The following is an 11,737-nucleotide window of genomic DNA, read 5'->3' as shown; positions in this document are numbered from 1 at the left end:
TGTGCCGTGTCCCGGGCCTGCACGTCGGACACGAATTCCGGCAACGAGAGGCTTGTCAGTTTGTTGGGTCCGACTTCATCTGAGTATCACGTGACCCTCCTTGCATCCGATTCGGGAACTGCCTTGTTTCTCCGGAGACCTCACAGTCACAACACCGCTACACCCTCGACTGCGACGAGCCGCTTTCCCGTTGCGCAGAGGTACCTGTTCGACGCGATGCGCGGTGCCGAGGGCGACGCCACAGAACGCAAGTTTCGGTGGGGCATCAACTGTCGGGTCGAATTCGAGCCGATGCACCGCGCGCCACCGCACGGTGCTCGCGGATCAGCGGGGGACTATCTGCGGAAGACCTGGCCCTGCCATTCGCGAAGAACGTCGTCGGGGATCTTGAGGCCGAACTGACCGAGAAGGTCCTGGGTGAGACTGATCCCAACGGCGATGGGGTCCCGGAGAAGGTCGACCGTCGTGGCGTCTGCGCTCGCGTTGAGCGTCGAGCTGTCGACGATGTACGGACCGTACAGTTCACGCGCCGAGTCGCCGGAAACGAGTTCTCTGCCCGCGATCCCGGTGATAGACGCCCGAATCGTCATTGCGTCGCAGTGCACTGCGGTGGCTAGGCGGGCGGCGAGTTCCGCGACCTCGATGAGGTAGAGAAGGACGTCCCAAACGGCCACCGCTCCGGTGGCCCGTTCAGAGCTGACCCGCAGTTCTTGGGCATCGCTGAGGTCCGTCGCCATGACTCGGCGCTGCAGGAACTGCCCAGTCGTGCAAAACCTCCACGCCTCGACATGTGGGACGACGGTCGACTGTGTGTCCTGACCGATCCAAGTGGCGTGCCGCTTCACAGGCTCGCGGCGGTCGACCATTGGCAGGGGCCATCCCCGAAGCCGAACCGCATTGCTGACAACGACGTCTTGCAGGTCGGCGGGTGGAATGCGGTGTGAGTCGAACGGCCTGGGGCGGATCTCGATGTCGAAGTAGCCGGCCGTGGCAAGCGTCGAGGTCAGGTTGGACGGCTCTGCCCAGACCGCCTCGGCCTCCGCGGCAAACGCGTCGCGTTCGACGTCCTCCTCCGCTCTGAGGGTCGGCATGACGCCGGCGAGAGCTGCACGCCGGACGAACTCTCGGACTCCCTTGGTCGTCGCCAGGTCGAGCAGCTCACGCAGTTCGGACGCCGACGGAACGTGGGTCGACTGGGGCTTCCCATGGGGTCGGACGTACAACGAACCGACCTGGGTCTCGCCTGGGTAGTCGCGCGTGCAGATGTGCGGCACCACCTCGAACTCGTCCACCTCGAGGACGACGACGCGCCTGCCGCTGCTCACGGTGAGCGGCAAGAGGTGGAAGGTGACCGGGGGATCACAGAAGCGTGCGATCGCGTCCGCGACGTTGTCGAAACCCGACCACGTGGCCAGTTGTTCGTCATCCAGCCCAGGCTGCATCGCGGTCATCGACGACTCGTCGATGCCGAGGCAGATGAGGCCCCCGTCGTGCAGGTTGCCCATCGCCATCGCAGCCCGGGCGACCTTCGCGCAGTAGGACTTGTCGCCGATGCTTCCAGGGCCCTTTACTTCGAAGGCACGAGTCTCGTGGCCGAGGGCCAGGTACTGCTCGACGTCCTCGGTGGTTGCCACACTCTGAGCGTAGAGCGCGGGCCGGTGGGTGGTGCGGCGATCCAGCTGCGATGTCCGATGCGCCCACTCATCGGGCTGTTGCTCGCCCGCCGGGCCGGAGAGGACGTCTCATCCGTAGATCAGCCGGGGGAGCGGCAGCACGAATCTGTGCGGCGATCGAAGTGCGCGTGAGTCACGAGGCACCTTCGACTTGAGGACCAGACCTGAAACAGGGCCTCGCACGTCAAGGCTATTGACGCGGTCGCGTGGCCGCAGGTCGCGGATTCACTTCGCCCGGAAGGCGCGTTGGCGGGTGCCCAGTCGTCGGCCAAGTCGGCCGCGTCGTCCTTGCCCTCCAAGCCGCTCGACTGTGGCGCGTCCGCGGTGCGAGGCGGTCCCGGTGCCCAACGGTCAGCCTCGTCTGGGTGGCTCGTCGAAACGACAGGGCCAGACCGCGAGGCGACGGCCGCCCGCGATCCGCACCCGATACCCTGAACCTGATGCCGACCAACCCTGGTCACGGCGCCGAGAGATACGGAGGGGGTGACGGCGTGGCGACCAATGACCAGCTCAAAGCACTGGTGAAGAGCCACGCCGATGGCGACGACCCGCAGTTCTACGCGGTCGCGATGCAGGTGGCCGCCAAGGCTGCTCGCGCAGGTCAGTCAAGGTTCGCACAGGAGTTGCGAGACCTCGTCGACGAATTACGCAAGCGAACAACGTCGCAGACGCGGGTTACCTCCGTTGTGCCTGTAGCGCGCCCACGCGGGGAACTGGGCTCTCTGCTGACCGTCAGCTATACCGAGGCACGCCTGGCGGACCTCGTGCTGTCACCAGCGCTGACCGAGCGGCTGAGGCACGTCCTGCTCGAACAGCGTCAACGGGACATGCTCGCCCGGCACGGGCTGCACCCCGCACGCAGGCTGCTTTTGATAGGCCCACCTGGAACAGGGAAGACCTCGACCGCGCGAGTCATCGCCGGCGAGCTCGGCCTTCCGCTGTTCGCGATCCGGCTCGACAGCATCATCACGAAGTACATGGGCGAGACAGCCGCGAAGCTGCGCCTGATCTTTGACGCGCTCGTCGAGACCCGGGGCGTGTACCTGTTCGACGAGGTCGACGCGCTTGCCGGCGACCGAGCTGCCCCCAACGATGTCGGCGAGATCCGCCGCGTGCTGAACTCATTCCTGCAATTCCTGGAGGAGGACACGTCCGACAGTGTCATCGTGGCCGCAACCAACCACCCACAGCTTCTGGACAACGCGCTGTACCGACGCTTCGACACGATCATGGACTTCGTCCTGCCCGATGACCAGAGCATCAGAGCGGTAATCGGCAACCGACTGGCGTCCTTTCGGGCGAGCAACGTCAGTTGGCCGCGGGTAATCCCGGCGGCGCGCGGGCTCAGCCACGCGGAAATCGTAACGGCGACTGAGAACGCCGCTAAACGCACAGTCCTCAACGGGCGGGACCGGATCCTGACCGGAGACCTGGTCGCGGCGCTGGCGGAGCGGCCGCGCGCTGGTGCCCATCCCGAGCCGATCGCGTAGGCGGCATGGCCGAACGCGACCGCCCGCACATCCTCGTCCCGACCCCGCCGCAACCCGAGCCGTTCACGCTCGCTGCCGCCGGAGGTGGCGCCGAGAAGGAGGGCTTCATCGGCGACCGGCGACGCCACGGGCGTCGTCTCACCCACGAACTCGAACAAGCGTTCATCGCCCCGGCCGAAGTGCCCGAGACGGAAGGCACATACGTAACGTTCCAGTCCTTCCCAGGCCTTGAGCTCGCTCTGGAGAGCCTGGACCCACAACGAGCAGGGGACCAACCCGAACTCGTGGCGGTCCGGCAGGACGAGAGGGAAGGCGGCAGCGTTCAGGTCGCGACGGTGTACATCCCGGACGGCAAGAAGGAGTACTTCGTCAAGCGCCTGACCGACTACGTCGAGACGGCCCGCACAGATGGAGTACGCCACGCCAGGCTCGTCGACGGAATCCAGTCGATCCGCCGAGCCACCATCCGAGAGCTCTGGACCGACCCGGAGGACCTCTACCCCCGCGAGGCGGCGCAGACGTTCTGGTGGGAAGTGTGGCTCCGCAGACGCGACGGCAACGAGCGTCACAGATTCACTGGTTTCGCTGCGCGGCATCAGTTGCGGACCAGCGAGCACTACCTAGGCTTTGGCGACAGGACCGTCGTGCTCCTGCACGCGACCGCCGATCAACTGGCCTCGGCGTTCGAAGCGCTGGACGACATCGCCGAATTGAGGCGACCGCACGACGTCGCCAACCTCCTGGCTTCGCTCCCTGCCACGGAGCAGGCCGACTGGGTCGACGACCTGCGCAGTCGCTTGCGGACAGCCGATGAGAACGCGCCAGTGGTATGCCTGCTGGACACCGGAATCCAGGCTGGACACCCTCTGCTAGTCGAGTCGATCAACAAGAGCGACCTGCACGTAGCCGACCCGCTCTGGCGCGTGCAGCCTTTCCATTCCCACGGAACCGAGATGGCTGGCTTGGCGCTGTACGGCGATCTGCACGGCGCGATCGTCGACACCCAACCAGTCACACTGCGCCACGGCCTGGAGTCGGTGAAGATCCTGCCTGACCACGGGGCGAACGCCCGCGACCTATACGGCGCGATCATCGCGCGATCGGTGGACCTGCCCGAAATTCAGGCCTCCGATCGCCCTCGAGTGTTCATGCTGGCAGTTACCGCGCCGCACCCGGTCTATTCGACGGCCGATCCGGATCCGGCCGAACAAGCCGATGCTGGACGACCGACGTCGTGGTCAGCCACGATCGATGCGCTTTCGTTCGGGCGTGCGATCGATGACACCGACCCGAAGTTCACCTACCTGGATCGCGACGAGCCGCGCAGACCGCGTCTGTTTGTGGTCTCCGCGGGCAACATCCACGATCTCGACGCGAATGACGATCACCTTGATCGAAGCGACGTCGAACCGGTCGAGGACCCCGCGCAGGCATGGAACGCACTGACCGTCGGCGCCTACTCGGAGCAGGATGACATGTCCGGCGCGCCAGCTGACTTCGCCGGCTACGTGCCAATCGCGCAGCGCGGTGAGCTCTCGCCGGTCAGTCGCACCTCGGTCGTATTTGACCGCAAGAAGTGGCCTTTCAAGCCTGAGGTGGTCGCCGACGGCGGCAATACCGCCGCGTCACCGGACAAGACCGGCGTGGATACCCCGCCTAATCTCGCGCTGCTCACGACGCGGCTTCAGCGCCCCGGGGAGGGGTTCTTCACGACCACTCGGGACACGTCGGCCGCCACAGCGCAGGTCGCGGCTATCGCAGCGGACATCCAGGCGGCCTACCCGACGCTGCGCCCTGAGACCGTCCGTGCGCTGATAGTTCACTCGGCCGAATGGACACCGCCTATGAGTGCCCGCCTCAACGCTGCACCCACGATGGGTCGCCGGGTGAGCCTCCTACGCCGTTACGGCATGGGTGTACCCGACGCTGGCCGCGCGCTGCGCAGCGCTGCCGACGCACTGACGCTCATCGCCGAGGCGCGTATCCACCCGTACGAACGAGACGGCGCCAGCAATGCTGGCAAAGTCCGCGAGATGAACCTGCATGACCTGCCGTGGCCGGTGCAGGAACTTGAGAATCTGGGCGAGACCCAAGTTCGGCTGCGCGTCACGCTGTCCTACTTCGTGGAGCCCAACCCATCAAACCGCGGCTGGACCGGACGGTACATTTACCCTTCGCACGGGCTTCGATTCGCGACGCGGCGACCCGAGGAGAGCGTCGAGTCATTCCGTCAGCGCATCAACACGCGCGCGCGGCAGGACGGCCAGCGCCCGCCGAGTCTCGACACCGAACAGGGCTGGACATTCGGGAGCAACCAGCAGCAGGCGCCAGGCTCCCTGCACACGGATATCTGGCGAGGAACGGCGGCCGCCTTGGCGAGCAAGGGGGCCCTCGCCGTATATCCAGTCGCCGGCTGGTGGAAGACCCGGGGGACCTACGACCAGAGCATCCACGGGGTCGACTACTCGCTCGTGGTGAGTATCGAGTCGCCTGAGGTCGAGGTCGACCTGTGGACGCCCGTTGCACAGCTGGTCGGCACCGTGATTGAGATTACGTCCTGACCTCCCGATCGAACAGAGTGGTTCCGAATCAGCAGAGACCGCCACTTGATATGTAGTCGATTCTGTCAAGGGACAGGGCGAAGCGGCCTCCCGGATGGGTTCCCGGGACGCCGCTTCTGTTGCAGGACGTGGCGGGTTGGTCGGGGTCTTCAGCGTGTCGTTGGGCGACGCGTGCGTCGATGAGCCCGGCGAGGTCGCTGACGCCGGCGCGGCCGCGAGACCACACGGCCATCTCAAGGGTGTCGGTGACCAGGTCGGCCCGCATGGGTCTACCTGCCGATTGTGACAATCGGTCTGGGTCGAGCAATGCCGCCGCGATCTCGATCTCGGACGTGCGACTATTGGCAAGTACGCGCGAAGGTTCACCAATGTGAGTAGCCTGGCCCAATGTCGACCTCGTCTCATCTGCCAGGCAACGCCCTCGGCGCATTGGGATGCTGGCCGCGCTGAAGCAAGGGAAAACCATATTTGGTCTTGACTAGATCGTTAATATTGGCGCTTCGTGTGCGAGTTGAGCTTGAAAAATGCCGCCAATCTTAGTGCAATTGGCTCGCTGTCAATCTCTGTAGCCTTCCTCCAAGCGAGAGATGTTTGATGTCGTTGCTTTCTGCGGTCCTGCCCGGTGTACGTGAGTTCCGCACGCCTTTCGTTGTCGGATCAATATGGGTTGCCTTGGTTGTCCTATTGGCGTACCCAAGTTGGGACCGAATTGGCAAGTTGGATGCCGTATCCACCATCGCGGTGTTGGCTGCGGCAATTCCGCAGAGCATTGGGTGGGCGGCCGTCGCATTCGTTGCCTATGTGGCGGGCGTGACCTCCGGAAGTGTCGGACGCTGGATTGGCCGATCGCACGCTGCGGGTAGATCAATCGCTAGGCTGAACAAGAGCAGATTTAGAGCTTCTGGGCGTATCGGCCTGCTCGTACGGCGGCCAAGCGAGACGGCCGAGACCCTCGTACGGAGTTCGGTCCGAGAGCGGCTGAATCCTGTTTCACCTACGCTTGCGGCGCTCGTTCCGAAGAATCTTGTATTGGATGAGTTTGACTTGGCTGCATTGCGATTAGGTCGTGAAGCTAGTGAGCAGTATCAGCAATACGACAGAGTTCGCGCCGAGGCAGAGTTTCGCACAGGCATTGCGATGCCATTGCTTGCTCTTGCGGTTGCGCTCGGTCTGATGCTGCCGCCATTTCCGGGGCTTCTCGTGGTTGCGAGTGGAGTTCTCGTTGCGGGCATGCTGATGATTCAAGGCCTTGAGTACCGGCAACAAGCAGACGAGTTCATGGCAACGGCGATCTATTTTGGTTACACTTCGACGCCGATGTTCGACGCACTGGTCGGAGCCGCGACTGCGGACCTCATTTCCGGCAGGGTAAACGCGCAAGTCGGTGACGTGGCTTGGCTGGCGGCATTCCTCGATGCGAGAAATATGCTGACGAGATACGGCGAGTTCCTTAGCAAGTTGCGGCACCCGTCTAACCACAGCAAGTACGAACTCGACGCGATAATCGAGCAGATGGAACCAGTTCTCGGTGAGCGGGTAAGGCTCTTCCTAGGTCGTCGGCTCGAGAACGGCGACGAGTGAGTCCGCGGATATCCCTGCACCCGCGGCCGTGCCGTTGGCCGCTGGCGCAGCAGCAGCAGCGGCTGACTGGTCGATCGCAGCAAACGCCGGCTGCCCGCATATAGAAGTCCGCGCCCAGCTCACGCGGACTGTACGGTCTTAGAATGGAACTTCGCCTGGTCGCCCGGACGCCTCCGCCGGGCCAGCGCTACTGGCAACCGTTCGAGTTGTCACCTCTCTTCAACGACCAGTGGTGGTGCACCTGGGTCGACGCCCAACAGGACGAGTACTACTCCGTCTTCGAGGGGGCTGTGGAGGTCGTTCGGCTTCATCTCGAACATCACTGGCAGACCTTCTACGTCGGCGTCCCCGCACATGTACGCCGCGACGGTCTCCAGATCCAGTTCATCGAGACGGCGGCCGACCAGCGCCGCCGCCGTCACGCCTTGCGCGCGGTCGAGGCTTTGGCATCGGCGTATCCGGACCGCGTGCTAATCGCGTACAGCGAGTGCGACGAGTTCTGGCAGGCACTCGGTTGGGATCAATACCAGCACGAAGACGCAGACGAATCACCCCAACTTTACCAAACGCTCTTCGTCGACCCGCGCAGCGGCCAGGCACGATCCTGACTTGCTGCACCGCGACGGCACAACTAGCCGCCGAGCGGCTGCGCGTCCAGGTCATCGCCTGGAACAAGCCGAAGTCTGGTGACCGCGTAGCCGAAGCGCCTCAATCGACGAAGACGTCTAGGCCAGCACCTACTTCCTCGAACTCGACGACCCTCCAGCTGGACGCGCTGGCGGTGTCGCCGGCGGGGTCTGGGGCGGCCGCGGCGTCTGGGGCGCGACCGAGATTGGCTGGTATCCCCGCTCCTCGTACCCGCTCGGCTTCCGCGTGATCACGTCGGGCCGGATCGCTTTGTCCTCAGGCACCCTCCGACTCCTTCGTCGCCGACGGGCGGGAAGTTGCTGGTGCAGTCTTCGGCGGCCCGGCGCTCGACGCCTTCGCGACCGCGTCGACGGGCCGGGTAGCCGAACTTGCCATCGCGACCGGGGACACGCACGATCTCATCGCCGTTCTCACGGCCGTGATCTTTGCTGGGAGCGCTCACTTCCCGTCACCTGCTGTGGCACGGGGTGCGGGAGGAGCAGCCGGCGGTCGGGCAGGTGGGGTTGATGGCGGCCGGTCGGGACGCGCCGCCGCAGCTGTGGGCGTGTAGCCATGCTTGAGACTGTTGTCCGGTTCGGGGCGATCAGGCACGGGCCCTCACTTCTTCGTCACAGGAACCGCCGACGGGGTCTTCGGTGGGCCGGAACTCGGCCCCTTCGCGACCGGCGGCACGTAACCGCCACGCAGCCTTCTCCTGGCGGCGCTCGCCTCGGCGGAGCGGGTCGGAGCGCTGTCAGGTGAAACGGCTCTGAGCGCGTCGTCACCGCTCACGACGGTGTGCCCATGCTCCTGCGCTGAGCCTGCGTTTTCATGCCCGACTCGGTCGCGGGGGTCTTCGGTGGAAGGCCCTTGCGCTCGATCACCTCACGATTGGGGCCGAGACCGCTGTAGCCGCCCGACGGAGGGGCGAACCACTTGCCGCGCTCGAGGTGCGTGGTCTGGCGTTCCTTGCCTCGCATCAGCTCGCCTCCTGCCCGTCGTTTGCCTGCACCTCAGTATCAGTTGCCAGCCCGAGGAAGTCCACGGACAGCGCCTTGTCGCACTTGATGATCATCCCGTTGGGGGCGTGCATGACATCGGTGAACGTCCCGTCGTCGTTGATGACCCACCCCTCCTCGACGAAGATCTCCTGCGGGTTCGGGAACGAGCTAGCGAACGAACCACCGCCGAAGTAGCCGCCGAGCCAGTGCCCATCCTCGAGCTGGACCCTGACCCATCCGGCCTCACCCTTGCCGAACGCGAAGTCCCAGGCGCTGGGGGTCGGGTCGTACGGTCGGCGCAGGTGAAGCCTGGTCAGCAACGCGTTGGAACCGATCCGGTACCACCCGCTACTCGCGACCCAGTAGCCCACCCGCGCGACAATCCAGGGGACGACGAGTGCGAACCCGATGAAGGTCACACCCAGGAACCCGACGTCGTCTAGAGCCCGGTTGGGGTCGCGAACGTACTCGGCGGCTCTTGCGCCGAACAGCAGCGCGTAGACGCCGGCGAACGCCGCCGTCGACACTATGGCGTGCAAGACGCGAGTGCCGAACTCCCTCTGCTCAGGATCCGGACCAGCAACGGCTTGCCGGGACACCTGGTAGACGAAACCGGGTACGACGAGCGTCAGGATGACGATGGCCTGCACCCAGGTCGTAGGGATGATGTCCTCCTCGGAGCGGCAGCGCGTGGACTAGTGCCGACGATCTTGCCCGAGTCGGACGACGTGCGGGTTCGGTTCACGGCTGCCCGCGCTCGGCCGGCGCTACGTTCGGTTCATGATCGCCACGCACATGGCCGCAGCGGCCGCGCTGGACTCCCGCACGGACTGGATCTCTTTAGCACTCTCCGGACTCACCTTGCTTGCCGCGATCGCCGCAGGTTTGTTCGCCGGCAGGGCCGCCCACTGGACCAAGTAGCAAGCGAAAGCCACTAGCAAGCAGGTCGGGAAGGTCCCACGCACCCTCACCCTCATGCTGGAAGCATGGGTTCTCAGGCGCAGACCTCAAAGGAGACTCTTAGTGGACGATCGGCTGAGCGTGCACGTCGTGGCGGGCGGGGACTCGTCAACGGCAGATCTCGTTCGCGGGCTCACAAGCCTGTCGGTTGACCGCAAGAGCCGGTTAGAGCTGCAGGTCGCGACCAAGCGCAGTCCAGCACTGGCTCTGCTTGCACAGCCGTGTGACGTCTTCGTCCTGTCTGGGCATGGGTACTCAGACAACAACGAAGAACCGGCGCAGTGGCTGCTCGGGGGCCAAACCCCAGCCTCGGCCGTGTTCACCAGGGCGGATGTGCCGGCCACGTTTGCCGCCAGCTTTGTTATTTTTGACACTTGTGGCGCACACACTCTCCTGCCCGGGCTGCGCATCGGGCTCGACCCGCTGGTGACCCTCGCATACGGCAGTACCAATGAGGACGACTTCTCCTCGGTCGCCTCCGCCCAGCACACGCGGGTGCTGCGCTTCATCGAGGCCGCACTGGATGGCGCAGCGATGCCAGGGGGCGGCTACGACGAGCCGGATTTCACGAAGACTGCGTTGCGGCGCACCTGGGACTGGGTGACTACGCATACGCTGACTTCACCGCGGAATCCTCGCTACCTGCTGATCCCTCCGGTCCCTGTGGGCTGACGACGTCTGGCGAGCGGTCTGACGGTTTGGCAGACACCGTTTCGCGGCCTGCGCAGCGCCATACCTTCAACTCGCCGGCGCCGGGTCCTGCGATGCGTCGCTCATGGTCGCCTCCCTGCCGTGTCTGGGCGCCCGCCCTGGGTTCGTCCTATCGTCGGCGCCCAGCCATGCTCTGCCACCCAGACGGCGGCGCGGCTCGGATGCGTCGGAGGAGCTGACGGCCGACTCACCGGTTCTGCTGGGGCGTCCCAGCGTGTCTGTCGCGCTGACCGGGTCCAGGCTTACCCCCTCCCTTTCGCGCTTTGGCGGGTGCGAAAAGGCCCGTAGGCAAACGCCGTTTTGAGCGTGAATTTGCACCCTGCCCGCACTGGCTTGGCCGATTCAGGCCGCTCGTGTGCGTCGCGATGGAAGCTCGATTGTCGTGTTCACGAGTCCAAAGGGCTCGCAGCAGACCCCAGCAGTAGTAGAGCTTCGCCGCCGCCGCCACTCGCTACTCGCCCGGCTTCGGGAACTCACCCTCCATGAAGTACTCGAGATTCGGGTTTGTCTTCTTCGCGTGGCAGTCCCGGCAGAGGAGCTGGAGTTCGGTTAACTCGCGGCCCGGACCCACGTGGTCAACCTCCGTGCCGGGCCGACCGCATTCCTGACATAGGCCACCGTCTCGTTCGATGACCTCAGCGCGACGAGCAGGCGAGGGCACCCGTCCAGGAACGCCGTAGCCACCGCGAGCGGCGAAGTGGTACTTCCGGTGAACTGCTTCCTGCACCCCGGGAGGGAGAACATCGCCAAACCTCGCGTGCGCCGCGACCTCGTCTCGGGTTGCCTTGACCGTCTCGCGGCAACGAGTTCCGCAGTAGATTCTTCGCTTCGTGGCCGTCAAGAACTTCTTACCGCAATGCGCGCACGCGCGTTCGACTGCCGCGGCCCGGCACACAGGGGCGCAGTACAACTGGTCCCGGCGATGCGGCACGAACGCGGTACTGCACCGAGGACAGTCACGCTCGCTCGCGTCCCACGGGCCGAGGTTCGGATGGCGAAGAGGCGGCACCTCTTCCTCGGTGAACACGATCTCCATGCCGACAGGATCGCACCCGGGGATGCCGTGCGGACCTGATCGAAGCACACTGAATGTTGCTGGCGGTGTCGACGGCGCCCCGATCGATGCCCTGAGG

Annotated in this window: 10 protein-coding genes; 6 read left to right on the top strand and 4 right to left on the bottom strand. The window is 65.0% G+C overall.

Going from position 1 to position 11,737, the window contains the following annotated elements:
• Positions 1 to 335: 335 nt before the first annotated feature.
• Complete coding sequence (locus J4E96_RS14565; RefSeq protein ID WP_227422803.1) at positions 336 to 1,634, bottom strand: hypothetical protein; 1,299 nt, start codon at positions 1,632 to 1,634, stop codon at positions 336 to 338.
• 530 nt (positions 1,635 to 2,164) lie between these two features.
• On the opposite strand from J4E96_RS14565, the gene J4E96_RS14560 reads away from it, so the two are divergent.
• The 4 genes from J4E96_RS14560 (at position 2,165) to J4E96_RS14545 (ending at position 7,913) form a co-directional block, all read left to right on the top strand.
• On the top strand, positions 2,165 to 3,163 hold the full coding sequence (locus J4E96_RS14560) for an AAA family ATPase (RefSeq protein ID WP_227422802.1): 999 nt from the start codon (positions 2,165 to 2,167) through the stop codon (positions 3,161 to 3,163).
• 5 nt (positions 3,164 to 3,168) lie between these two features.
• Complete coding sequence (locus J4E96_RS14555; protein WP_227422801.1) at positions 3,169 to 5,724, top strand: S8 family peptidase; 2,556 nt, start codon at positions 3,169 to 3,171, stop codon at positions 5,722 to 5,724.
• Between the two features lie 1,029 nt (positions 5,725 to 6,753).
• Positions 6,754 to 7,305 carry a hypothetical protein gene (locus J4E96_RS14550; RefSeq protein ID WP_227422800.1) on the top strand — a complete coding sequence of 184 codons (552 nt, stop codon included), beginning with the start codon at positions 6,754 to 6,756 and terminating at the stop codon, positions 7,303 to 7,305.
• Between the two features lie 143 nt (positions 7,306 to 7,448).
• Entirely contained in the window at positions 7,449 to 7,913 is a 465-nt protein-coding gene (locus J4E96_RS14545) for a hypothetical protein (RefSeq protein WP_227422799.1), read from the top strand.
• Positions 7,914 to 8,720: 807 nt separating this feature from the next.
• On the opposite strand, the gene J4E96_RS14540 is transcribed toward J4E96_RS14545, so the two are convergent.
• Together J4E96_RS14540 and J4E96_RS14535 are read right to left on the bottom strand one after the other, a co-directional pair.
• On the bottom strand, positions 8,721 to 8,912 hold the full coding sequence (locus J4E96_RS14540) for a hypothetical protein (protein WP_227422798.1): 192 nt from the start codon (positions 8,910 to 8,912) through the stop codon (positions 8,721 to 8,723).
• Positions 8,912 to 9,583 carry a DUF6338 family protein gene (locus J4E96_RS14535; RefSeq protein WP_227422797.1) on the bottom strand — a complete coding sequence of 224 codons (672 nt, stop codon included), beginning with the start codon at positions 9,581 to 9,583 and terminating at the stop codon, positions 8,912 to 8,914. The genes J4E96_RS14540 and J4E96_RS14535 overlap by 1 nt, the downstream gene beginning before the upstream one ends.
• Positions 9,584 to 9,713: 130 nt before the next feature.
• On the opposite strand from J4E96_RS14535, the gene J4E96_RS14530 reads away from it, so the two are divergent.
• Positions 9,714 to 9,854: a hypothetical protein gene (locus tag J4E96_RS14530; protein ID WP_227422796.1), complete on the top strand. Its 141-nt coding sequence runs from the start codon at positions 9,714 to 9,716 to the stop codon at positions 9,852 to 9,854.
• A gap of 102 nt (positions 9,855 to 9,956) precedes the next feature.
• Positions 9,957 to 10,565 carry a hypothetical protein gene (locus J4E96_RS14525; protein ID WP_227422795.1) on the top strand — a complete coding sequence of 203 codons (609 nt, stop codon included), beginning with the start codon at positions 9,957 to 9,959 and terminating at the stop codon, positions 10,563 to 10,565.
• A gap of 490 nt (positions 10,566 to 11,055) precedes the next feature.
• Here the strand turns inward: J4E96_RS14525 and J4E96_RS14520 are convergent, their stop codons facing one another.
• Entirely contained in the window at positions 11,056 to 11,640 is a 585-nt protein-coding gene (locus tag J4E96_RS14520) for an HNH endonuclease (protein ID WP_227422794.1), read from the bottom strand.
• Between the last annotated feature and the right edge of the window lie 97 nt (positions 11,641 to 11,737).

Origin of the sequence: Pengzhenrongella sicca (genome assembly GCF_017569225.1) — a bacterium.
Classification (GTDB): domain Bacteria; phylum Actinomycetota; class Actinomycetes; order Actinomycetales; family Cellulomonadaceae; genus Pengzhenrongella; species Pengzhenrongella sicca.
This window is presented reverse-complemented; position numbering and strand designations above follow the sequence as displayed.

Excerpts from the sequence above, each read along its gene's own strand:
- J4E96_RS14555 (WP_227422801.1), top strand. The coding sequence starts at position 3,169 with ATGGCCGAACGCGACCGCCCGCACATCCTCGTCCCGACCCCGCCGCAA.
- J4E96_RS14545 (WP_227422799.1), top strand. The coding sequence starts at position 7,449 with ATGGAACTTCGCCTGGTCGCCCGGACGCCTCCGCCGGGCCAGCGCTAC.
- J4E96_RS14540 (WP_227422798.1), bottom strand. The coding sequence starts at position 8,912 with ATGCGAGGCAAGGAACGCCAGACCACGCACCTCGAGCGCGGCAAGTGG.
- J4E96_RS14530 (WP_227422796.1), top strand. The coding sequence starts at position 9,714 with ATGATCGCCACGCACATGGCCGCAGCGGCCGCGCTGGACTCCCGCACG.
- J4E96_RS14520 (WP_227422794.1), bottom strand. The coding sequence starts at position 11,640 with ATGGAGATCGTGTTCACCGAGGAAGAGGTGCCGCCTCTTCGCCATCCG.